This window comes from Mesoplasma seiffertii ATCC 49495, assembly GCF_000518725.1.
GTDB lineage: Bacteria > Bacillota_I > Bacilli_A > Mycoplasmatales > Mycoplasmataceae > Tullyiplasma > Tullyiplasma seiffertii.
On record NZ_KI912485.1, the window covers coordinates 283092 to 307467 of the forward strand.

Consider the following 24376-nt stretch of genomic DNA (forward strand, 5'->3'; position numbering starts at 1 on the left):
TTATTCATTAGGAAGTTATTTTTTTACTTTAAATATGCTCGAATTACTTCACTTAATTTTAAAGCTGCTTTTGGTAAAAATTGATCAAATTGTTCTTCATTAGGATCTTCATTTCCAATCACATCAGAAACAATCTTGATTGCTCCGATTGGAACATTGAAAATATGAGCAGTTTGCATAAGTGCTGCACATTCCATTTCAGCAATTGCAATTTCAGCTGGAAGTTTTGAAGTATATTCATTGATCTTCGCTTGTGATTCAAAGAACATATCGCTTGATGCAGTATTGGCAAATACATAGTGGTTGTTTGCCATACAATTTGCCAAATTTGCTCTAATTTTATCGTCTGTTGAGTAATGTGGCGGCATTCCTGGTAATTGACCATGAACATAACCAAAACCAGTTGAATCAGCTGTTGATAGGTAGGCATTTTCAACAACGACTAAATCTCCTCGTTTTAAGTGATGCTTATCTAAACAACCAGCTGTTCCTGCATTAACAATTTGACTAATTTGTCCTTGATACTTAGTAAGTAAGTATGTTAAGGCTGTTGCTGCGTTTACTAAGCCAATTCCTGTATATGCTACAAGAACTTTTTTGTCTGGGGTTAAAAATTCACGAACTAGGGAATTTTTAACTGGTGTTGCTTTAATATCAGCAACTAATTGATGAAGTTCTTCTTCCATCGCTCCAATTAATAATATCATTTTAATCTCTCTCATCTTCTATTCAGTATTTAACTGTATTAATCAACATTTTACCAATGTTGTCAATGCCATGATCAGCAACTGAGCGATCATATTGCATTTGTAATAATTCTTTAAACCCTTGTGTTAAATCTTTAAAACATAAATTTCGATAATAGTCTACTCTAGGATAATTGCGTTCAACAGAAATCTTATCAGCGCAAAAAACAATCATATCCAATCGAGTCATATCAGGGCTTCCCACAGTATGATTGAATACCGCTTGCAAAATTTCTGTATCTTTAATCAATCAATCTTTTTGCAAATGTAAATACCCCGTAAACGAATGTCAAACTGGTTTTGGCTCTGCTAATAATCCTGGCATGTAGTGTTTTAAATATCATTGAGCTTTTTGATCATCTCAGCGTTTCGTAACATCATGTAGAGTTCCGGCAATAAACGCTTTTTGATCATCTTCACCTCAAATAACTGCTAACTCTTTAGCCATCGCTCCGACATTTAAACAGTGCAAATAACGTTCCTGATCCATTTGTGATTCCAAACGCTCATGTAAATATAATAAGTTGTAATTAATATAATCGTTAATTTCCGGAATCTGTTTATCTAAATCAATAAGATTACGAATTTTTGTTGAAGATAAGAAGTTATTATTAAATTCAAATACTTCTAAATTATACTTTTCAACAATTTCTTGATTAATTTCTGGTTGACGTTTAAAGACTTTGAAAGGAACTAGTTTAATTAATTTATCAAATTCATTTCACTTTTCAAAACTATCTAATTGATCACTTCCCATAATAAAGGCAAAATCAATTTCAGGATAATGTTCTAAAATATAACTTACCGTTTCAAAAGTTGGTGTTGCTCGTTGATTACGAATTTCATATTCATTTATTCGAATAAACGAATTTTGGGCTTCAACAATTTTTAACATTGATAAACGATCTTTAGTAATACTGTTTTGTTTCTTTTTAAATGGGTTTAAATACGCCGGAATTAGTCAAACCTCTTCAAATCCTAATTGTTCATGACAAGCTTTGGCAATATTGACATGATCGGTGTGAATTGGATCAAAAGATCCACCAAATAAAGCAATACGTTTTCTAGCCATTAGTTGCCACCAGTCTTTCTAATTCTTTTCCTACACCATTATTATCAATTGTCTCACAAACTTTGTAAGCTTTAGTTTTTAACTCATCAACAGCATTCCCAACAGCAATTCCTTTAAAGACACCTTCAACCATTGCTAAATCATTGTGATTATCTCCAAAAACAATTACCTCTTGATAATTTGTTTGTACAATTTCTGCTCAACGAATTAATCCAGTTAATTTGTTAGTCCCCTTATTCATGACATTAAACATTGTTGGTAGGGATTGCACTACATCAATTGATTGATCATAGGCTGCTAACATTGCCAAGGCTTGCTTAAGCTTATTTTGGTCTTCACAATACATTGTTAATTCCACAGGACAAACTTGTTTTTGTTCGATCGCACTAGCTAGCTTTTCTAGGTCATCATAAAAATGAATTGGTCACTTATCAGCTTGATTAGTTATTTGCTCTTGATAGCGTTGTCAAACTTGCAAACGATGTGAAGTTTTAGTTCCTACCATTGCTCCAGGAACATAGGCAATCATATCAATCTTTAGTTTATGACATTCGCGAAAAATTGTCGCACAAATTTGTGAATCTAAATAGTCAGCATATAAAACTTCGTTTGTTTTTAAATCAGTTATTAGCGCCCCATTGCAAGCAACAATTGGTAATTGAACCTTAAGTTGACGAGCTAATTGGCGGTTAGCAACATCTAGTCGCCCAGTACAAAATGCAAAGCGGTATCCACTTTGTTTTTGATATTTTAAAATTGCAGCAATGGTTTCTTTGGCAATCGTTAAATCATGGTTGACAATTGTTCCGTCACAATCACTCATTACATAAGGTAATTTAGGTCCAAACATTTTAATCTTCGAGTCCTTTTCAATTGCCTTCAACAATATAGTTTTCCCCTTTTTGAACTTCAACTTTTGATAAATTTAAATAGTCTCATTGACGAAGAACTTCATAAGCCGTAATTCCCACGCAATTTGAAATATTAATACTTCTTGCTTCAGGAACCATTGGAATTCTAAAAGTAGTTTCAAAGTTGTCTGCTAATATTTGTTTCGGAATTCCAGTTGATTCTTTTCCAAACATAATGAAAACATCCCCATCAACTTTCGTAAAATCATAGTCAGAAATTGGTTGTTTTCCATAACGTGATAAACAAAATAATGTGACATTTGGATTAAGTTCCTGAAAGTGAGCTCAATCATCATATCGAACCATATCAACATATTTAAACTCATTAGCACTTGGACGTGATAAATGACGTTCATCAAACGGAAACCCTAAAGGTTCAATGATATGAAGTTTTGCAGCAGTAGCTACACAAGTACGCATAATTGCCCCAACATTTTGAGCAATTTCTGTTTCATATAAAACAATATGTAATTTTCTTTGATTCATTTTATTCTCCTTAATAATTTTTAATAAACTTTTTGAATTCATCTACGGCTTTTTGACGTGAAGAATTTTTATTTTTGATAGTCAATCCCATTTGCGCATAAGTTAACTCTGAATTTTTGGGCATAAAAATATGGTCATAACCAAATCCCTTATCTTTTTCTCCTAAAACTGCTTTTGCAATTCTTCCCGGAACCTCACAATAAATGATTTTTTCAACTTGATTAATTGGATCATAAAATGCAATTGCTGTGCTCATAGTTGCAGTACGAAGTTCCATTGCTTGATAGTCATTCATTCGAGCTAATAACTCTTGAGAAATTTCAATAAAATCAGTTAAGGGTTCAGCTCATCGCTTAGAATGTATTCCAGGAAATCCTCCTAAACAATCAACACTTAATCCGCTATCATCACCAATGGCAATTCCGTTGACATATAATGCTAAATCTTTAGCTTTAATCATCGCATTTTCTTGAAAGGTAGTTCCATCTTCAACAATATCTTGATATTCAGGAATATCTAATAAAGTTTTAATCTGATACTCGGGAAATAGCGTTTTGAATTCTAATGCCTTTGAGACATTTGCTGTCGCTATTCATAAAGTTGGCTGTGTCATTAATTTGCTCCTTTAGTGTAAAATTAAATTATATAATATATATTTTAGAGGTTTCAAAATGGAAAATAAACAATTTCAAGGATTAACTAATACTTTATTTCTTAAAAATGACTTAATCGGGAAAAAATCTAATTCAGTTGTTGATTATTTTCTAGATCGAAACAATGAGCAACGATTTTATGAACAAGTTCAACATCTTCAACTAACCTGACTTTTAACACCAAAGCACTGAGAATTTGATGAAGATGGCACTTTTACTTCTTATACTAAGTATCATCCTCAAGCCAAAACTTTTCATGATGTTACAATTTGTGTTAATAAAATGAAAACTGTAATCAACTTAATTGAGCACTTTCATCAACTTGATATGGATTTAGCTGTTTTTGATCCTCAAAGATTATTAGCTAAATTTAAAACCAAAATAACTCCGATATTTGATCTTAGTCAATATGATGCTGAAATTACACGAATTATTAGCAATTGAGATGATGGTTCACCTTTAGTCGTATCTCATAATGATTTGGTTCGTGGAAACTTTTTAAAATTAAAGCGTCGTTGAGTATTAATTGATTTTGAGTTTGTCAGTTTAAATCATTGATTATTTGATTACGCCAGTTTTATGAGTGAATCACTAGAAGTTGAACAATGACCAAAATTTTTAAACTTATTAAATTTATCAGTTGATAATCAGCAAAAGCTGCAAGATTTCATTACTTATCAAAATTACTTATGAAGTTATTGAGCAAGTTATATGTATCACTTTACAAGTCAAGAAATCTTCAAAGAAATTGCTCAAGATAAATTAAAAAAATTAGCATTTTAGTGCTAATTTTTTTATTCTTAAATATCTAACATATCAATAAATACTGAATCAAAAACTCGTTGAATTAAGAACGCTAAGCGACGGTCACGACCTTTAGTGTGTTCTTGATTAATATATTCTAAAAAGTCACTATACTTACTTCAAATTTCTTGATAAGTATCCAAGACCATTAAATTATGTTTTAACAAAGTCTTTTGACATTTAGCATCTTTAACATTTGCCAACAAGAATAATCCTTTTTTAGAAGCAATTGATAAATCTTTAAATTCAATAAATTCATAGTCATTAACAACTTCATGGTTTTTAATAAAATCTTTATTAGCATAAAATTGATCACGTACTAATAATTTATAGTTATTATTAACTCCACTCTTAATTGTTGAAATTTTGTTTAATGACGCTGTAAATGATGGAATTAATAGTAAGGTACTTAAAGTTGTTACTAAGACTTTAACAATCGGTGTTTCACTATCATTAAAAATCAGTTCTACTTCAAAATTTAAAATAACAACAATAATAATGTTTAAAGTAATCATTAAAATAACAAACTGAAATGGTAAGTAGTTAATTACTCGGTTAGTTTTGATTTCCATTGTTTTTAATTTAATGTTTTCTTCATAAATACAAATTTTTTTAAAATACATTGAATCATACATAAAGTTAGTTACCGTAAATTTTAATAAAATATAAAATGAACTTACGATAATTAAGTAGTTTAATGTTGTTTCAATGGTTTCATTCATGTTCGGTAAACCCAATTTTGTAAAAAATGAAATACAAACTGCAGTAAACAATACCATATCAGTAATAAATAATATTAACAGTGGTTTACTAGTTATAAAATATTTTTTTGTAAAATCGTAATAAAACTTGCGAACTTCGGTTTTAGTTTTCTTATGCATTTTTCTCTCCCTGTGTTTTTTTCCGATTTCGCTTTTTGGTTTCTTTAGCATCAAGTTTAACTTTGATAATTGCGGCTTTTTCAGCAGCTTTTTTATCATCATAACCTTCAATCAGACGTAGATCTAATTGTGCTTTAAAAACTTCTAACTCCTGTTTTTCTGCTTCGCGTTTTTGTGCGGCTTTTTCAGCACGAACAATACGTAATTGTTGCTTTGAAGGAACCGGTAATCCTTGACGATATGCTGTCAAGATTTCTTGATCTTCTTCTTCAATTTTATAAACTCAGTTACGTGCTAAGTTAGTTAGTAAGACTCCAAAAATTACTCCAATAATTCCTAGAACAACTGCTATTATAAATCTAATAAAAATTTTTAGCATTTCTGTTTGCTTTGCAACCTCTCAATTGCTCATTCAAGCTCCATTTAAAATTATTGAAATACCCACAAATGCCAATCCACATGTATAAGTAAATGAATCAGCTTTTTGAAGACGAACGAAAAATAATATTGTATTAAATAAAAGAGCATAGCTAAAATAGCCTAGCACAATTGCAATTAAAATTCCAAAGTTATTATTTAGTCTTGAAGTATAAACATTAAAACTGTAAGCCTTGAAATCTGGTCCAACGACCAATCATAAAGCAACAAAAGGTATGATAGTTAAACAAAACTCTGACAACAAACTAATTCAAAAATTAGTTCTTGATGCTGAAAATTGACGTAACTGCTGTCAATAAGAATCAGTCATTGTTTGTTTTTCTTCCATAGCTATCTCCTTTATTTATTTAATTATACAATTATCTTTTTTAGTTTGGTTTAAAGTAAATTTAAAAATTTAAAAAGTAAGCCTTGCAACTTACTTTTTAAATTCTATTTAATTGGTTTTTTTCAACCACACAAAGCCACAGTTTCACGACCAGTATGAGAAATAATAACATTAGTTAATTCTGACATCGTATCAACTTTAAAACCTTCATCCGCAATAATTTTTAGAATCATTTCAAAGTCTTCTGAATTGAAACGTGAATACGCTACATCAATAACCTTGACTCCATGACATTCTTTTTTAATCATTTTTAAAGCTTCTTTAATTGCTCTTTTAAAAGTTCTTGCTGTATCTTCTTTGTCTATTGTTCCATCATAACGAAGAATTGGAATAATTTTCAACATTTTTGCAAGAGCAGCAGCTGTTGGAGTGATTCTTCCTCCACGTTTTAATGTCTCTAGGTTTTTCGGAATAATAAAAGTTGTAAAGTTACCATTATATTCCTTAACTAATTCTAAAATTTCAAATCCAGTTTTATTTTCAGCAATTCAAAAAGCAATTTGCTTAACAGTTTTTTGTGTAATAATTGAAACATTATTTCCATCACAAACAAAAACCTTCCCTTTATAAGCCTCTTCAGTCTCACTTAACATACGGGCATTGGCAAACTGACCTGATAATCCTTTAGAGATTGGTAAATAAATTATTTGGTCATAGTTAACCAATAAGTCATCTCATACTTTCATTAACTGACCAGGAGTTGCCTGAGAAGTTTTTAAAAGCTGACTATCTAATAAATCATAAAATTCATCTTTTGCTAAATTATTATCATCTAAGATTTCTCGTCCATCTTCGGTATTAATAATTAATGGTACTAGATGCAAATCCTTGTATTCATCAATTCTTCCATCATATGATGAATCAGTTAGTATTGCTATTTTCATTTAGTTCAATCTTTCTATTTGCTTAGTTTTGTGAATGTATCTACTTTAAAGTATCCAGTTTTTTGACGAACAATTTTTAACTCATATTGATCGCTTTGGTAAGCAACTTTGACAGACAATTCTTTTATGATTTTACCACTTTGTTTTTTATTGTAAGAACTAATTGTTCATTTTGTTGGATCCATCAATTGAGTTTGAATAATTTTAGCAATTTCTTGATTGATAGAAGTATCAGTTGCATGGCTAAATACTTTTAAAACTTTCAGCATTTCTGCAATTGCAACTCCATCTCCTAGCATATCTTTAATCGCTGCTAATGGACTATCTTTATTAAACTTACCAGTTTTATTGTTGTATCCTAAAACTTCAAACATTTCATAAGGATTTCTTAAGGCTCTTTCTAAAACTGAAGTTGTAACAACGTTAATTTGACCATTAACTTGTTCTCTTCATGTTACTTGATTGGTCAATGAACGAATCACAGTACTTATTTTACTTAAAACAATAGGTTGCTCTGAATATTTTCCATCTTCTACAACAGTGTGAACATCTAGTTCTAATTCTTCACATATATTATTTAGTAATCCCGAAATTGATTGATTATCAATTATCGGTGTCGATAACATTGCTTTAATATTAAATCCTGTGCTCGTTCCTAAATTAATTCCTAATGGTGCTAAAACTGGTCCCAACTCATGCATAACGTCTCCATTATAAAGTTCACCATAAAAGTTTTTGTTTAATTTTGAGGCACTTAAAGCACTCGTAACTTGTTTAGCAATTACTTTTAGTTCTTCTGAAAAACCAATAGATGCTAATGTGATTGCCGAAATTAAACCATCTAGGGTTCCTCGATTTGCAAGAGCATCAAAGATGCTTCCTGATAATGTTGGAATGAATGCTCCAATTAATTTTCCATTAGGAACATTTGCTTCAACAACAGATTTTAAAATTTGATTGACTAATGGTGCTAATCCAGATTTTGATGATGGAATTAATCCAGGAGTTTTGGCAAAAAACATTGCCATTAACTTTTGAAAATTATATCCTTGCTCATCGACTGTAAAAATACTTGTAATATTTACCATCAACTTTTTGAAATCAATATTGTTATCATTTTGAGTTTCATTTTTAACAAATTGTTTTTTTAGAACTTCATCAACGACTTTATTGTTATTTTGACTACTTGAAAATAACTTTTTGCCATCTTGAGGTTGATAACTACGGTATTGATCAAATTGCATCATGTAGCTTAACAACCCACGACCAAAACGAATTACTTGTGCTAAACCACGAGCGCTGTTAAACATATTTACATTAACCTCAGCTTTTTGACCAATTAAGCTTCCTAACATTTGACCAATATTATCAGTTGCCTGATTAAAATTATTAATGTCATTGTCAACTGTCACTTCTGCTAAGTTTTCAAATCCTAAAATATTACGTAAACCATTGCTTAATTCAATTGAACTAGCATTAACTACTTCTTGATAACTATATCCATCATATGCCAAGTCATCAAAAGCATAAGCTAATTGATCAATAGCAGCGATTGGTAAATTTAATGTTTTAATAAAGTCTGCTAAATCAGTTGAAATAAAGGCTTGAAGAATTACTGAATTAGATATAATTCCAACAATTGCTTCTAAGGCATTACCTTTAGTTAACAATTTAATAGCATCTCCTAATCCAGCAATTGTTTCAAGAATTCCTTGACCGTTTGAAACAACTTGTTTACGAACAGTTAAATTAGCATTAGTTTTAATTGTTTGCTTATTAAAAACACTCGGTGAACTAAAGTAGTTTTTAGTTCATTCATTTAAACGGGTATATTGTGTCATTGTTGGCTCAGTTAAATCAAATCCTTCAATGCTATTTAAACGTTGACCTGAAGTAAAGTTATCAAACATATAATTAGCATCAATTCCTGTTTGATCATTTAAAATTAGTGTTTTAGCAATTTCAGCTGTGACTAGTTTTAAGTTAGTTTCATTATTAACAGTTTCTGAATACCCAATATTATTAGGTACAGTTCCACAACTAACAATTGTTGCACTTGAACTAGCAACAATTGTTAATGCTCCTAAAATGCATAATAACTTTCTCATTATTTATTACCTCATTTCATAACAAGCTGTTCTAAATCATCAGCTACTTTTTGATGAGCTCATTTAGTTGGATGGACAGCATCATAGAAAAAGTAATTTTTGATTGCTTCTTCATCAACACCAGCATTGTATTCAACTGGAATAACTCCTGTTTCTAAAACAGTATTCAAATCAAATTTTGTTGTTGTACCAGCATCTTTAAAATTTTTACCTTCTTTTTCATAAGTAGCTAACATTTCATCAAAACTTTTCATTAGATCATATTTTTGCATTGAGTTATTATATTTTTGATTAACTTCTTCAAAAACAATATCAAAACGAGCATTAAACTCGTGACTTAGTTCTCTAGCTTCTTGCTGGACTTCTTCAGACTTATTATTATATGTCGGGATTCGGCTAATATCTGGTGCATTCATTACGACAATATTAGTTAAACCGTTGTTCAATAATGTCAACATTGCTTTTTTAATATTTTCCATTGCTTCAGCCATTTTAATTGCCTTATTAGTATCACTTGTTCCCATCATTCCAAATAAATCGTTTCCCCCAATTTCTAGAAGTACTAAATCAGTTGGTTTAACTTGATGTTGTTTAATAATTGATTCAGCTTGATCTTGAATTTTAAAAAAGTTAACAACTGCTCCCATTGGACCACCAGCAGTTGCCGCTGTTGCTCCTCCAATTGCATAGTTTTTTCCATGTTTGTTTAAAGTTGTTTGACCTAATTTGTAATTAAATCCTGCTTCAAATTTTTCAATTCCTAATTTTTCTGCTAAATTAACCGCTGCAGTATTTCCATTTGTAAATGAGTTGTGGTAACTTGGATCACTAAAAGAAATATTAGCATTTAATACAGCTCCCAATGCTGAAGTCAACCCCCCAGTATCACTTAAGCTATCGCCAATTGTGTAAAAATTTGTAAACATTCCAGTGTTAGTTGAGTCATCAATTGCTTGTGACTTATCAATATCTAGTCCTACTAAGCGATCAAAATCAATATTTTGCTTTTGAGGAATTGTACAAGCAGATACTGCTGCAATTGGTGATAGTACTAAAATAATTGTTCCACTTATAACTAAAAATCGTTTCATAATTATTGCCCATCCTTTTTACTTCTAATAACTACAGTTACAATTACTGCAGTTCCCCCAATTAAAACAATCGGAGTGATCACTAGTAACATTCATGTTCCAATTGCAGTGACAATAATTCCCGCTGTAAAATTAGGTTGGTATAAATCATCAGCTGTAATTAAATCTGGTAAATCTGCTGTTGTTAATGTTTTATCTTTAAATACACCTGCTGTCGAAGCGATTGGGTCATTTAAAGCATATTCAACGTTAGCACGTTGAATATTGATAAATCAAACCTTATTGTTAACAATATAACTTCCTAATGAACTGGTTACATTAATTCCGTTAAGTCCCGGTCCTGTGTGTTTAACATAAGCATCATATTTATCTTGATCAATTGTTGTTTGCTTTTCTAAAGCTTCTTGATACATTTCAGTATTTTTTAAATTAAAGCTTAGCATGTCTTTAGCCACACCTTCTTTAAAGATTCAGGAAATTCCTGGATGAACATATCCATAGCTATGAAATTCAGTTGCAAAAGCTTTATCAAATTTAATCAAATCCATTGAGACATCATTTAAATCAATATCTTCACGGTTCTTAATTGCTTGTCCTCAACGCGCATCAAATCATTCATCAATGAATTTATTGTATTCAGCAATACGTTCAGGGCTAGCTTCTTTTTGACTGTATCAATTAGTTGACGATAAAGCATCAGCTTTGTAACTACTTTTGATTGCTGAGTTGACAATCATTTCGTAAACCATACTTGATCCATCAATCACGAACTTACCTTTGGCAAAATTAGTATCAATTTGCTTTTTGACACTATTAATAAATTTGTATGACTCAAGTCCCATTCCTGGAGTTGCTAATCCCGCAGAAATAATAGCAGTCGAACTCATTCCAATCGCTGCTAAAGTAACAGTTAATTTTTTTCCTAGTTTTTTCATATCATTCATACTTTCTTTCTTAATAGTCTCATTTTGAGACTATTGCTTCAAATACTTTAAATATTATATATCCTTAAAATCAAATGTGTATCATTTTAAGACTATATTTTACTTTTTTAAAAATTTTATTTATACATGCTTTCGATTAACTTAATTAAGTCGTCAGCTACCTGTTGATGAGCTCACTTTGTTGGATGTGCTTCATCAAAAAAGAAGTAATTATCTAAATGATCAGAGACTATCCCTGGTTTGAATTCGATTTCAATTGTACATCGCTTAATTACTGCTCTTAAATCGCGTTTAATAATTGTTGGTGCGTCACAAATATTACCCTTAAACTGTTTTAACATTTCATAAAACTTATTTTGTAGGTTATAAAGCTTCATTGAATGACCATAGTGACTATTTACTCTAACAAACATTTTATAAAGTCTGTCATTAAACTCATGACTTAAACGTTTTGCTGTTTTAGCTAGTGGAGTATTTAAGTATTTTGGTAAGCGACTAATATCAGGAGTATTTGCCAAAACAATTTTTCGTAGACCATGATTTAATAACAACACCAATGTTGCTTCAATATTGGCAATTGCCTCGTTTAATTTTGCTTGGCGAGATTCACGGGGAAGTTCCATAATTTGAAATAAATCATTACCCCCAATTTCAATAAAGACTAAATCCTTAGCCTGAATTTGATGTTGCTTAAGTAAAGTTACTGCTTGATCTTTAAGTTTAAAGCTATTTAACATTAAACTTAACCCAGTAGAAATTTCGGCAGCTGTTGCTCCAGCAATTGCATAGTTCTTTCCATGTTTAACAAAGTGATTATTAGCAGTTTGATAATCAAACCCTGCACTAAAATTTTTGATGTTAAAATGTTTTGCTACAAGTAGCGCTGCATTATCACCATTTGTATAAGAATTATTAACACTTGGTGGGCTTACATTAATCTCGCGACGCAATGACATACTAAAAACTGAGGTTAGGCCATTAAGGTCACTTAAACTATCACCAATAGTATAAAAATTACTTAGTAGTCCGTTTGCTTGTGAGTCATCAATTGCTAAGGATTTATCAATGGTTTCTTTTGCCAAGGTAAAATCGTTAGCAGAGTTAACTTTTGATAATCGTTTATTGGCACCAAGTTTGCCAGTGAAGTTGTCTATCACTCGTAAAAATCATTTCATGCTGAGCCCTCAATTCATTTTATGTTAATTATAATTCTTTAAACAAATGAATTTTTTAATAAAAATTGTTTCTTTTCTTTGGTTATTATTTTACTGGTTAGTAAATTCATTTATTATTGCAACCAAAAAAAAGAACTCTTACGAGTTCTTGTTTAATGTCTATAATGGAGCAGGTGAAGGGAATCGAACCCTCACAGTCAGCTTGGAAGGCTGAAGTTCTACCATTAAACTACACCTGCATGTTTAACACTCTTATATAATAAATAATTTTAGTAAGAGTGTCAAGATATTTTTTTGTTTTTTTATAAAAAATTAATTATTTTCTTAATCCTAATTTTTCAATAATTGCTTTATAACGATTTACATCATTTCTAGCTAAGAAATCTAGTAAGTGTCTTCTTTGAGCAACTTTTTTTAATAATGTTCTTCTTGTTGGAACATCTTTTTTATGCATTTTTAAGTGTTCTGTCATATTTGAAATATCTTCAGTTAAAATTGCAATTTGTACTTCAGCTAAACCAGTATTTTTTTCTGATCCACCAAATTCTTTAATTAATTCTAATTTTCTTTCTTTTGAAACCATTAATATGTTCTCCCTTTTCATTTTGATTTTTAGCGTTTTATCAAAGTAACATCTCGGGAAAGATCGAAACTTTGGTAAACAATCACCTATAAAATAATATCATATTTAAATTTTAAATACATCCCTTATTTAACTTTTATTCCCAGAAGCTTATTTGCTGCTACTTTATCACCATTTTTTAGCAGCTGGCGAATTTTCGTTGATGATATTTGATTTGTTCTTGGTTCAATCCAAACATTGTCTAAACCAAAAGTTTTTTGCAAATCTTCAACAGTTCCTTGTCCTTGAACACCAAAACGAAAATCGGCACCTTCAACAATCTTAATAATCTTGAAATCATCTTTTAAGATTTTTAAAAAACTTTCTTTTGAAGTATTCACTAGTTCATCATCAGTTTGGATTTCAACAAATAGTTCAGGATTGTAGGTGTTTTGAATATATTCAGCCTTTTGACTGGTTGAAGTTATTCGATTATCTTGTTGATTTAAATAATCATAAATATTTTGACTAAAAGTAATTACCATCATTGGTAAATTATTTTCTTGACTTCATTGTTTTGTTTGCTTCAAAATTTTTTGGTGATATATATGCATTCCATCAAAATTCCCAATTGTTGCCACAAATGGTTGTTTAAAGTTAGCAACATGTTTAGCAATTGGTTCTCGATTAGTAAGATTTAATTTAATTAATTCCATAAGCTTCCTTAATTATTCAGTCCACCACGACGACACTTAAAGACCTTATCTTGTTCACGTTCATAACAAGCTAAAATATTGTGGTGTTCATCTTCAATGAAGACGAGATTATCTTGAGCATCCAAAATTATTTTTTTACCAAACATAACATCTTTAAGGTTATTGGTTTTTAAAATTGGATAGTGTTCATTCTGTAAGACTGTATACAAATCAATAATATCATTTTCATTAACATCATACATATCAACTGCTTGTTCAATAGTAAACGATCCCGATTTAGTGCGTTGTAAACTTGTAACATGTGCAACTGTTCCCAGTTCCTTAGCAAGATCAACGATTAAACTACGAACATAGGTTCCTTTTGAACACTTAACATCTAATATAATTTCTTGCTTGACATGATCATACTTGACTAAGTCAAGATTTTGAATTGTAATATTTCGTTTCTGAATTTCCACTTCTTGATTTTGAAGAGCATACTCATATAATTTTTTGCCTTGAACTTTAATTGCTGAGTAAATTGGCGGAGTTTGGTCATAATTTAAGCCCGAATATTTGGCAACGACCGCTTCAACTTCTGCTAAAGAAATCGGAAATGGTTCTTGTGTTTCAATAACTTCTCCATCACTATCATAACTATCTGTTGCTACAAATAATTTCATAGTTACTAAATACCCTTTATCAGCATTTAGTAAATAATCACTAATTTTAGTTCCGTTATTAACTAAACAAATAACGACTCCAGTTGCTAACGGATCCAGTGTTCCAGCATGACCAACTTTTTTAATTCCCAAGTTACGTTTAACTTTTTGAATAACTCCGTTAGTACTAATTCCTGAAGGTTTATTAACAATAATAATTCCTGATTTGTTTGTCATAATTGCTCCCTCTATAAAAAATTCAAGACAATGCTTGAATTGTAAGCTCTTTTAATTTGTATCGACTTATTTTAAATCTTTTAATATCTTTTCAATTTTATTAGCATTATCTAATGATGTATCATAAATAAATTGCAAGTCCGGAACAGCACGCATTTGTACTTTTCTTGCCAAATTCATACGAATTTTTTTGTGATTTAGTTCTAGTTGTTCAGCGACACTCTCTTGATTGATTTCTGAACTAAATGCTAAAAATGTGTAATATACTTTTGCCAATTCTGAATCGTTTGTTAATCTAACTTCAGAAATTGAAACTGCTTTTAAAATTTCATTATCCATTTCTCGATTTAAAATTAATGTTAACTCTCTTAAAATTAATGATTCTTTTCTTGCCTGAACTTTTTGATTTGCCATAATTGATACCTCTTCTTGTTTTAATTATAGCATTTATCAGTAATTTATAAAAAGGCAAAAAAAATAACCTGACGGTTATTTTGTAGTTGTTTTTGTTACATGGTTTTTTGATGCTCTTAACATTTTTTCATTAGCCAAAGTTACAAACGCACATGGTAATGCTGTAATTGCAAAAGTAATTACTCATGCAATTGCAAAGTTAGCAACGTTTCCTGAACCAATATTCATAATTGCTCCAACCATTAAGAAAATTAAGTATAGCAGTACTAATACAAAAGCAGCTCCTCCTGTAAAGTTAGCAATTCTTAAATTTAGTTTAACAAATTTATTTTTCTTGAATACTAGTGATAGCAATAATCCTAAAATTTCAAAGACTGCGAAGATACATACTAATAGTAATCCAAAGATTCCCATGTAGTAAGCAGCAGATGCTCATCAAGGACGTGCACCTCCTAAATTTGATAATGTTGCTAATGTATAACTTAATCCATCAAAATTAAATTTGATTCCGTAAAGTCCAACGATTACAGCAATAAAGAAAATTGTTCCAAAAATAATCGCAAAAATTTCCTTAATCCCAAATCTTGTATTTTTTGTTGTTGTCATTTATACCCTCCATATTATAAGGTATTATACCTTAAATTTAATTTAAGCAAATCTGTTTTAAACAGATTTTTTGACTTCTTCTTTGTAGGCTTCAATTACATCGCCTTCTTTAATATCATTATAGTTTTTAATAGTTAATCCACCTTCAGAACCAATTTTAGCCTCTTTAATATCATCTTTTTGATGTTTTAAAGAAGAAATTTCTCCTGTATAAACTACAATTCCATCACGTAAGATACGAATACGAGCATTACGTGGAATCATTCCATCAACTACATGGAATCCAGCGATAACTCCAATATCAGTATGTCTAAATAAAGCACGAACTTCTGCTTGTCCTAGAACGACTTCTTCAACAATTGGATCTAACATTCCTTTAGCAGCATCTTCTAACTCTTCAATTACTTTGTAAATAATGTTATGTAAACGAATATCAACTCCATCTTCTTCAGCTTTTCGACGAACTGAAGCATCAGGACGAACATTAAATCCATAAACAATTGCTGATGAAGCCATTGCTAAAGTGATATCTGAGTTTGAAATAGCTCCAACAGAACCACGAATTACATTTAGTTTAACTCCTGCAATATCAATTTTTGCTAATGAACCTTTTAACGCCTCAACAGAACCTTGAGTATCGGCTTTAATAATAACGTTAATATTTTTTAGTTCTCCTTGATCGATATGATTTTTGATTTGATCTAAAGTAAAGGCTTGTTTTGATTGTTGTTCGGCTGCACGTTTTTTATCAATTTGTGCTTCAGCAATTTGACGAGCCATTTTTTCATCATTCATCACAATAAACTTATCTCCAGCATTTGGTACTGAGTTAAGTCCAAAGATTACTACTGGGCGAGATGGTTCAGCTTTTAAAACTTTTTTATGGTTTTCATTTTCCATATTTTTAATTGCTCCAAATGCTCCCCCAGCAACTACCATGTCACGCATTTCCAATGTTCCGGCTTGAACTAAGATTGAAGCGACTGGCCCACGTGATTTATCTAAATGGGCTTCTAATACTACTCCAGAAGCAAATTTATTTGGATTAGCACGATAGTCTTTAATTTCTGAAATAAATAAGATTGTTTCTTGTAACTCATCTAAACCTTGTTTTTCTTTAGCTGATCCTAGAATAAATGGAATATCTCCTCCATATTCTTCAGCAACTAATCCATAGTTCATTAATTCAACTTTAACTTTTTCAGGATCTGCTCCGGGTTTATCACACTTATTAACAAAGACAATAATTGGAACTTCTGCCATCTTTGCATGGTCAATTGCTTCTTCAGTTTGGGGCATTACACCATCATCAGCTGCTACAATTAAAATTACGATATCAGTTGCATTTGCTCCACGACTACGCATTTCAGTAAATGCCTCATGTCCAGGAGTATCAATAAAGGTAATTTTTTTACCTGAACTATGTGTAACTTGATATGCTCCAATTGCCTGAGTAATTCCTCCAGCCTCAGATGCAGCTACATCAGCATTTCGCATCGAATCTAATAAAGTTGTTTTTCCATGATCAACGTGTCCCATAATTGTAACAATCGGTGCACGTTCAACTAAATCTTCGGGTTTATCTTCTACTTGTAATTGTTCAAAAATGTTTTCTTTTGTTAAAGCTTCCTCTTTTTTGAAATCAAATCCAAATTCTAATGCTAATTCTCCCATTTGGTCTTCAGTTAACATCATGTTTTGGTTCATCATTAACCCTTGGTTGAAAAAGAATTTCAAAATATGGGCTGTTGATTTACCAACTTTAGAAGCAAATTCTGTAATTGATAATGGCCCTGTATAAACAAACACTCCATCAATTAAACCAGTTGCAACCTCTTCTTTTAGTTGTTGTTTAATATGTTTTGTATGTTCTTTAGCTTTGGCTTTAGCAGCTGAGTTAGCATTTTTATTTTTGTTATTGTTTTTGTTATTTTTATTTATAGCCATGTAAATATTCCCCTTTCCTTTACTGTTTAATTGTAGATTTAAGCAACTTAATAAAATTTTGTTCTTTAAATCCTACAGCGACAATAGTGGTTCTTCCACACGCTTGAGCAAGCTCTTCAACAGTTAGAATATCATCACAATATTCAACTTCATTAAACTTGCATTTATCAGTTATTTTTTTCTTTTGACTTGGACCCATATTTGATCCAATAATGACAAATGTCACTTTTTTTGCTTTGATGAAGTCTAATAATTTTGCTCCATAAATAACGTTTCGTGACCCATAGGCCATTCCAATGGCATTTAATAGTTTTTGTTTATCCATTGATAACCTTTTCTAGTTCATCGTAAATGTTTTGATCAATTCGGACTTTCAAACCTCGAGATAATAAGTTATGTTTTTTAACAATCATAAATGATTGCAAATCATTTTTAACATAAGTACCTCGGCCCTCCGCTGTGTGAGTTAGGTCTATAAAGATTTTACCTTCTTTATTTTTAACAATGCGAATTAAATCTTTTTTTGGCAACATTTGTTTTGAAGCAATATCTTTTCTTAAGATTGGACTTGGACGCTTCATCTTAATTAATCGTAATACTTATCGTAATTAGCAATCTCTTCTTCATCAAATTCAGTTTCTTCAGTATCTTCAATGACATTTTCAAATTCTTTTAATTTTGCAGCAATTGCATCTAAATCATGTTCTTCAACAAGTTCTTCTTGAACTTCTTCAGCTTCTTGAAGTTTTATTGGTTCAGGAATTGTTGTAAATTCTAATTCTTCAATTTCATTTTCCAATTTAATTTCATCTTGTAATGCTGCTAATGCATCAATATCAAAGACTGGTTTTTGATTAGTTCTTGGTTTTGATACTCGTGGGTTACCAGCAGTTTTTTCACGACGTCTATTAATATTTGCTAAGAATTCAGGGTTTGATAATTCTGCTTCTGAAATATTTCCATTTCATAAAATCTCTAATTTATCTTCTAAAGCATTAGCATATGAGTAAATATTGACACGAATTTTAAGTAAATTAGCAACTAAACGCGCAGCAATTCCTGACTTACCAATTGCCAATGACAATTGCTCATTTGGCACAATTACATCACATTCTCCATTTTCTTCATCAACACTAACTGAAATAACACGTACTGGTGCCATTGCATTCATAATGAAATTTTCAATTAATGGATCTCATTTAACAACATCAATTTTTTCTCCACGAAGCTCAGTTGAAATATTGTTAATACGTGCTCCATGAGAACCAACAACAGCTCCAATTGGATCAACAAATTCATCATGAGAATAAACTGCTACTTTTGCACGTTTTCCAGCTTCACGAGAAACTGCTTTAACTTCTACGATTCCTTCGCTAATTTCAGGAACTTCTTGTTCTAATAATTTTGCTAAAAAGTTTGGTGCTGTACGTGAAACCATAACTTGTGAAAATTTGTTGTCTTTGGCAACTTCATCAATATATAAAGTTACATACTCATTAACTTCAAATTTTTCACCATTGATAGTTTTTTGATTTCATAATGAAGCAACAGTTCCATCAATATCAACTAAATATGATGTCCCTTGTTCGTTCATTCCAGTAATTTTTCCCTTAATGATTTCACCTTGTTTATCAATAAATTTAGCATATACTTTAGCACGTTCTGCACCTTTAATTTTTTGTTGTACAATTTGACGTACTTGAAATACGGCTAATCTTGAAAACTCTTCGTTAAACTCAATTGGTCGTCTAACTAAATCATGTTCTGCAAACTCTTGACCAAACTCTTTTTTAGCATCTGCTGGAGTGATTTCTAATCAATCATCTTCAACTGTGTTTAAAACTTCTAATTCTTGGAACATTTTAATTGCTCCTGTTGATTCTTCGATTTCAACTTGAATAATTGCATCTGTATCGAAGAAACGTTCAAAGGCTTTTTGGAACCCTTCAACAATCCCTTCAAAGATTGTATTCTTGTCGATACCTTTTTCTTCAGCAATTAAACTAATTGCCTCTAATAATTCTGCACCGTTTACCATGCGATCCTCCTAAAATTTAACTGCGTATCTAACAGTTTTGATATCTGCTCATTTGAATAGAGCTTTTTTCTTTTGACCTTTAACGAAGAACTCAAGTTTGAACTCTTCGGTTTGATTATTAAAGTCGACTAATATACCTTCAAAGGTTGTTAAATTTTTAATTGCTGCTTGAAGTTCTACACAAATGTATTGTCCAATAGCTTTTAACATTTCTTCAAAATCACGAATTGGTTTTTCAATTCCGGCACTAGCGATCTCCAACATATAAGGTTCTTTTATTGAATCAAATTCATCCATTGCAATTGATAATTTTTCGTTAACTGCTGTTAACGCATCAAAATCTAATGGCTTATTGGGTTGATTTAAATCTTCAACCAGAATTTGCAATACATCACTTTCAAAATCAACAAAGTTATTAACTTCATAAACTCGTAAGTTATGTTCTTTTAAAATGACATTAGCTATTTCAATAATTGCTGGTTTAATGTTTGAAAAATTTTTCACTAAGTTCTCCTCTCATAAGGTCAATAAGAAAGCAAGCCTTGCGGCTTGCTTAGATTTCTATCAATCTTATAATTAAATAATAGCACTTATTTGCAAAAGTTGCAACGACTATTTATTATTTGAGTTGTTTGGTGAATCAACTCCAGAACCACTAAATACATGATCATTTGAAAAACCAGAATCGGGATTTTGTTGATTAAAAATAATTACAGGTTCAGATTTTGTAGCTGTGGCAACTAAGATTAAAATTCCACCAATTCTGCTAACTAGCACTAATGAGACAATTCCTAAACCAATATGAGATATTTCTTGTGGAGTATCACATTCAACATAAGCACGTTTAGAAGCAATGGTTGCAGGAATACATCATAATAGTGGCAAAATAAAAATACCCATTATCACTGTCGCAATTATATTAAAAATATACGCTACAAAGTACAAAGTTTTGCGAGTGCTTGGTTGTTGTTGAATTCCATATCCAGATTGATTTTGTTGTTGATTATTCATATTTTCCTCATTTCATCATTTTTTTAATTGTTTTTTTATTTTACATCAATTCTAAACTTTTCGATAGGCATTCTAACTTTTTCTTTTGAATGTGAATTTATAATTGACTGATCAATTTTCCCTAATGCCAATCCAACAGCTACTTGTTGATGTTCAGTAATTAAACCATGTTCACGTAAGACAGTTTCTAACGCTGCTTTATCTAATCCTTCATGAGGACAAGTGTCAATATTTAAACTTGCTGCAGCAACAATTCCCACTCCTAAAGCAATATATGATTGTTTCATACTTCATTCTTCAGCTAAATTGAGAGTTTCAGGAGTTCCAAAGCGATAGTTTCAAACTTTATAAAAGTTTTGTAAAAATGCCTCTTTTTTTTCAATTTGATCTTTAAAGATTAAATCAGTTGTATATGGCATTGTTTGATCACAAATAATTTCAGCTTTATCATTTACAAAAATAATGTAAGCTGAAGCTTGAGTAAAATTATCTTGATTATAAAAAATTTTATTAAGACTATCTTTAAAAGCTCCCTTTTTCATCACAACTACTCGAGTATTTAATGCTCCATAACTAGCTGGTGACATACGAATTGCTTCAACGATTTGGTCTAAATCATGATCAGCAATCTCATAGTTAACATCAAAACGACGAGCACTATGACGGTTTTGCATTAATTGTTTAACAGTTTGATTCATATTTCTCCTTTGATTAAAAAAATATCGAACATTTGAAAGGTCCGATATAATATATTTTACGCTATTTATTGTAATTTGGAGCAGCCTGAATCATTTTTACATCATGAGGATGAGATTCAACAAGCCCAGCATTAGTAATTTGAACAAACTTTGTATTAGTTCTTAGTTCTTCAATTGTATGACTTCCAGTATAGCCCATCCCTGAGCGTAAACCACCCAACATTTGGAAAACAATTTCAGCTATTGGTCCTTTATAATTAACCATTGATTCAATTCCCTCAGGAACTAATTTTTTGGCTCCCTTTTGGAAATAACGATCACTTGATCCACGGTTCATTGCCGCAAGACTTCCCATTCCAACATATGTTTTATAAGAATTACCATCAATATGAATCACATCACCAGGAGATTCTTCAGTTCCCGCAAACATTGAACCTAACATAACTGTATTAGCACCAGCTGCAATTGCTTTAACAATGTCTCCTGAATACTTAATTCCTCCATCAGCAATAAACGGAATATTATGTGCTTGACAGTACTCATAAGTATTGGCAATTGCCGTAATTTGTGGAACCCCAACTCCAGCAACAACTCTTGTTGTACAAATACTTCCTGGTCCAATTCCAACTTTGACAGCATTTGCTCCAGCTTCAACTAGTGCTTGTGCCCCTGAAGTTGTCGCAATGTTTCCCGCAATAATTTCTAATTTAGGAAAGGCATTGCGAAGAGTTTTTACAGTTTGCAAAATTCCTTGAGAGTGACCATGAGCTGAATCAACAACGATAAAGTCTACTCCTGCTTTGATTAATGCTTCAACTCTTTGTAAAGTGTCAACTCCTGTAGAAACTGCTGCTCCTACTAATAAACGATTTTGACGATCATAAACGGGGTTCATGCTTTCTTCAATTTCAAATTTAAATTCTTTAACAAGTTTAACTTCATTGGCTTGTTGTTCAATAGTCAAGTTTTTATGAATGACCCCAACTCCACCAAGCTGAGCTAAAGCAATTGCTAATTTATGTTCTGTAACTGTATCCATAGCTGCTGATACAAACGGAATATTTAAAGTAATGTTATTAGTTAGCCGTGTTTTTAAGCAAACATCATTTGGTAAGACATCACTGAAATTTGGCACTACTAAAACATCATCAAAAGTAATTCCTTGATCAATTAATTTGTTATTTAAGTTATTAGTTTTTTCCATAATTACTCCCATTCTATTGTTCCCGGTGGTTTTGAAGTTACATCATAAACAATTCGATTAACATGTTTAACTTCATTAATAATTTTATTAACAACATTATCAATAAAGTCTCATGGTAAGTGTGTTGCTGTTGCAGTCATAAAATCAACTGTATCAACACTTCTTAAAGCAGCCACATATTCATAAGTACGATTATCACCCATAACACCAACAGTTTTAACAGGTAACAAAACAACATGTGCTTGTTGAACTTGAGTATATAAGTTTGCCTCATGCAATGCTGAAATAAAGATATCATCAACTTCTCGTAAAATGTCACATTTTTCTTTAGTGACTTCGCCAATAACACGAATTCCTAATCCTGGTCCTGGGAAGGGATGACGATCAATCATTTTGTCAGGAATTCCTAATTCACGACCAACCTTACGAACTTCATCTTTAAATAAATCACGAATTGGTTCTAATAATTCAAACCCCAAATCTTCAGGTAAACCTCCAACATTGTGGTGAGATTTAATTGTTTTTGAACTATGTCCTTGTTTTGAAGATTCAATAACATCAGGATAAATTGTTCCTTGTGCTAATCATTTTGCATCACGACTCATTTTACGGGCTTCTTCAGTGAATACATCAATAAACAATTTTCCAATCATTTTACGCTTTGCTTCTGGTTCACTAATGCCACGAAGATTTTTATAAAACAATTCACTAGCATCAACCATTTTGATATTCATATCAAAATTTTTAGTATAAGTTTCCATTACTTGAGAACCTTCATTTTTACGAAGCAACCCAGTATCTACAAAAATACAAGTTAGTTGTTTACCAATTGCTTTTGAAATTAAAGTCGCCGCTACTGAAGAATCAACTCCTCCACTTAATCCCAAAATTACTTTATCTGTTCCAACTTTAGTTTTAATATCAGCAATTGCTTTTTCAATGAAAGTCGCCATATATCAATCTTTTTGAGCTTGTGCAATTTTAAACACAAAGTTATTCAACATTTCAGCTCCAAACTCTGAATGAGTTACTTCTGCATGAAATTGAATTCCATAAATTTCTTGAGTTTGATGTTTAATTGCTGCAATTGAATTTTCTGAATGAGCAATTTGATAAAAATCTTTAGGAATGACTGTCAAATGATCAGCGTGACTCATTCAAACATTTTTATGATTAGGAATTTCGGCAAATAGCAAGTTTGTGGCATCATCAATGATTAATTGAGCTTTCCCAAATTCTTGTTTGGTTGCTGCTTCGACTGTTCCCCCAAATAAATGCGTGATTAATTGTAGTCCATAACAAACTCCCAAAACAGGATAACCTGCCTCAAGAATTTCTTTATCAACAGTATAAGCATCTTGTTCATAAACACTTGCTGGTCCCCCTGATAAAATAATTCCTTTTAAGTTAGGGTAGTTATCTAGATCAGCTTTAGTAATATTGAAATCGACCACTTCAGCTAAGACATTTTGTTCTCTAATTCGACGAGCTAATAATTGAGTATACTGACTTCCAAAATCTAAAATAATAATTTGTGTTTGTTGCATAGTTCTCCTTTGACAAATAAAAAACTCGTAGATTTTGCAAAAAGTATGCAAAAAACTTCTCCACGAGTGTTAAGTCTTATAGATTCGTATTGGTACGACGTAGAGACACCAACCCATTATGTTGGCTTATACAAGTTTTTTATATTAAATTGTTAAGATAAATATTACTATCTT

At 31.1% G+C, this 24376-nt stretch carries 27 protein-coding genes, 1 tRNA gene and 1 riboswitch; of the genes, 1 reads left to right on the top strand and 27 read right to left on the bottom strand.

Features of this window, described 5'->3' with window-relative positions:
- Positions 1–23: 23 nt before the first annotated feature.
- Genes mtnN through L872_RS0102625 form a run of 5 tightly spaced genes read right to left on the bottom strand, consistent with a single transcriptional unit; the run spans position 24 to position 3828 of the window.
- Positions 24–707: a 5'-methylthioadenosine/S-adenosylhomocysteine nucleosidase gene (mtnN, locus tag L872_RS0102605; protein ID WP_051418441.1), complete on the bottom strand. Its 684-nt coding sequence runs from the start codon at positions 705–707 to the stop codon at positions 24–26.
- Position 708: 1 nt separating this feature from the next.
- Positions 709–1818: a nicotinate-nucleotide adenylyltransferase gene (locus L872_RS0102610; RefSeq protein WP_027063316.1), complete on the bottom strand. Its 1110-nt coding sequence runs from the start codon at positions 1816–1818 to the stop codon at positions 709–711.
- Positions 1811–2668, bottom strand: a complete 858-nt coding sequence (locus tag L872_RS0102615; RefSeq protein ID WP_036268852.1) for a Cof-type HAD-IIB family hydrolase — start codon at positions 2666–2668, stop codon at positions 1811–1813. The genes L872_RS0102610 and L872_RS0102615 overlap by 8 nt, the downstream gene beginning before the upstream one ends.
- A gap of 1 nt (position 2669) precedes the next feature.
- A complete protein-coding gene (locus L872_RS0102620; RefSeq protein WP_027063318.1) occupies positions 2670–3215 on the bottom strand; it encodes a tRNA (cytidine(34)-2'-O)-methyltransferase in 546 nt (181 codons plus the stop codon).
- A gap of 10 nt (positions 3216–3225) precedes the next feature.
- On the bottom strand, positions 3226–3828 hold the full coding sequence (locus L872_RS0102625) for a non-canonical purine NTP pyrophosphatase (protein ID WP_027063319.1): 603 nt from the start codon (positions 3826–3828) through the stop codon (positions 3226–3228).
- A gap of 58 nt (positions 3829–3886) precedes the next feature.
- Between L872_RS0102625 and L872_RS04940 the strand changes: the two genes are divergently transcribed.
- Entirely contained in the window at positions 3887–4651 is a 765-nt protein-coding gene (locus L872_RS04940; RefSeq protein WP_027063320.1) for a phosphotransferase, read from the top strand.
- 17 nt (positions 4652–4668) lie between these two features.
- Here L872_RS04940 and L872_RS0102635 read toward each other — a convergent pair whose 3' ends face one another.
- From L872_RS0102635 to guaA, 22 genes are all read right to left on the bottom strand, one after another.
- The gene (locus tag L872_RS0102635; protein WP_027063321.1) at positions 4669–5553 is read right to left on the bottom strand and encodes a hypothetical protein; all 885 of its coding nucleotides are present in this window, start codon (positions 5551–5553) and stop codon (positions 4669–4671) included.
- Complete coding sequence (locus L872_RS0102640; RefSeq protein ID WP_027063322.1) at positions 5546–6319, bottom strand: DxFTY motif-containing membrane protein; 774 nt, start codon at positions 6317–6319, stop codon at positions 5546–5548. The genes L872_RS0102635 and L872_RS0102640 overlap by 8 nt, the downstream gene beginning before the upstream one ends.
- 104 nt (positions 6320–6423) lie before the next feature.
- Entirely contained in the window at positions 6424–7263 is an 840-nt protein-coding gene (locus tag L872_RS0102645; RefSeq protein ID WP_027063323.1) for a DegV family protein, read from the bottom strand.
- Positions 7264–7277: 14 nt separating this feature from the next.
- Complete coding sequence (locus L872_RS0102650; RefSeq protein WP_027063324.1) at positions 7278–9371, bottom strand: MOLPALP family lipoprotein; 2094 nt, start codon at positions 9369–9371, stop codon at positions 7278–7280.
- Complete coding sequence (locus L872_RS0102655) at positions 9371–10462, bottom strand: SGNH/GDSL hydrolase family protein (protein WP_027063325.1); 1092 nt, start codon at positions 10460–10462, stop codon at positions 9371–9373. Before L872_RS0102655 ends, L872_RS0102650 begins: the two co-directional genes overlap by 1 nt.
- A 2-nt stretch (positions 10463–10464) precedes the next feature.
- Positions 10465–11397: a hypothetical protein gene (locus L872_RS0102660; protein WP_169729898.1), complete on the bottom strand. Its 933-nt coding sequence runs from the start codon at positions 11395–11397 to the stop codon at positions 10465–10467.
- Between the two features lie 125 nt (positions 11398–11522).
- A complete protein-coding gene (locus L872_RS0102665) occupies positions 11523–12581 on the bottom strand; it encodes an SGNH/GDSL hydrolase family protein (protein WP_027063327.1) in 1059 nt (352 codons plus the stop codon).
- Positions 12582–12746: 165 nt separating this feature from the next.
- A tRNA-Gly gene (locus L872_RS0102670) sits at positions 12747–12820 on the bottom strand.
- A gap of 77 nt (positions 12821–12897) precedes the next feature.
- Positions 12898–13164, bottom strand: a complete 267-nt coding sequence (gene rpsO / locus L872_RS0102675; protein ID WP_027063328.1) for a 30S ribosomal protein S15 — start codon at positions 13162–13164, stop codon at positions 12898–12900.
- Positions 13165–13289: 125 nt separating this feature from the next.
- The gene (locus L872_RS0102680) at positions 13290–13859 is read right to left on the bottom strand and encodes a nucleotidyl transferase family protein (RefSeq protein ID WP_051418442.1); all 570 of its coding nucleotides are present in this window, start codon (positions 13857–13859) and stop codon (positions 13290–13292) included.
- Between the two features lie 8 nt (positions 13860–13867).
- Entirely contained in the window at positions 13868–14737 is an 870-nt protein-coding gene (gene truB / locus L872_RS0102685; protein ID WP_027063330.1) for a tRNA pseudouridine(55) synthase TruB, read from the bottom strand.
- Between the two features lie 66 nt (positions 14738–14803).
- On the bottom strand, positions 14804–15151 hold the full coding sequence (rbfA, locus tag L872_RS0102690) for a 30S ribosome-binding factor RbfA (protein ID WP_027063331.1): 348 nt from the start codon (positions 15149–15151) through the stop codon (positions 14804–14806).
- A gap of 75 nt (positions 15152–15226) precedes the next feature.
- Positions 15227–15757 (bottom strand): hypothetical protein, encoded by a 531-nt coding sequence (locus tag L872_RS0102695; RefSeq protein WP_027063332.1) that lies wholly within the window; start codon positions 15755–15757, stop codon positions 15227–15229.
- A 57-nt stretch (positions 15758–15814) separates the two neighbouring features.
- The gene (gene infB / locus L872_RS04655; RefSeq protein WP_051418443.1) at positions 15815–17704 is read right to left on the bottom strand and encodes a translation initiation factor IF-2; all 1890 of its coding nucleotides are present in this window, start codon (positions 17702–17704) and stop codon (positions 15815–15817) included.
- Between the two features lie 19 nt (positions 17705–17723).
- Entirely contained in the window at positions 17724–18029 is a 306-nt protein-coding gene (locus tag L872_RS0102705; RefSeq protein ID WP_027063333.1) for a L7Ae/L30e/S12e/Gadd45 family ribosomal protein, read from the bottom strand.
- Positions 18022–18285, bottom strand: coding sequence for an RNase P modulator RnpM (gene rnpM, locus L872_RS0102710; protein WP_027063334.1), 264 nt, complete (start codon positions 18283–18285; stop codon positions 18022–18024). Before rnpM ends, L872_RS0102705 begins: the two co-directional genes overlap by 8 nt.
- Positions 18286–18290: 5 nt before the next feature.
- Positions 18291–19742: a transcription termination factor NusA gene (nusA, locus tag L872_RS0102715; protein WP_027063335.1), complete on the bottom strand. Its 1452-nt coding sequence runs from the start codon at positions 19740–19742 to the stop codon at positions 18291–18293.
- 9 nt (positions 19743–19751) lie between these two features.
- Positions 19752–20246 (bottom strand): ribosome maturation factor RimP, encoded by a 495-nt coding sequence (rimP, locus tag L872_RS0102720; protein WP_027063336.1) that lies wholly within the window; start codon positions 20244–20246, stop codon positions 19752–19754.
- A gap of 108 nt (positions 20247–20354) precedes the next feature.
- Complete coding sequence (locus L872_RS0102725) at positions 20355–20753, bottom strand: hypothetical protein (RefSeq protein WP_027063337.1); 399 nt, start codon at positions 20751–20753, stop codon at positions 20355–20357.
- Positions 20754–20788: 35 nt separating this feature from the next.
- Entirely contained in the window at positions 20789–21451 is a 663-nt protein-coding gene (locus tag L872_RS04665) for a nitroreductase family protein (protein WP_051418444.1), read from the bottom strand.
- 61 nt (positions 21452–21512) lie between these two features.
- Positions 21513–22655 carry an IMP dehydrogenase gene (gene guaB / locus L872_RS0102735; protein WP_036268864.1) on the bottom strand — a complete coding sequence of 381 codons (1143 nt, stop codon included), beginning with the start codon at positions 22653–22655 and terminating at the stop codon, positions 21513–21515.
- Positions 22656–22657: 2 nt separating this feature from the next.
- The gene (gene guaA / locus L872_RS0102740; RefSeq protein WP_027063339.1) at positions 22658–24202 is read right to left on the bottom strand and encodes a glutamine-hydrolyzing GMP synthase; all 1545 of its coding nucleotides are present in this window, start codon (positions 24200–24202) and stop codon (positions 22658–22660) included.
- A gap of 59 nt (positions 24203–24261) precedes the next feature.
- Positions 24262–24356, bottom strand: a riboswitch (purine riboswitch).
- Positions 24357–24376 lie beyond the last annotated feature (20 nt).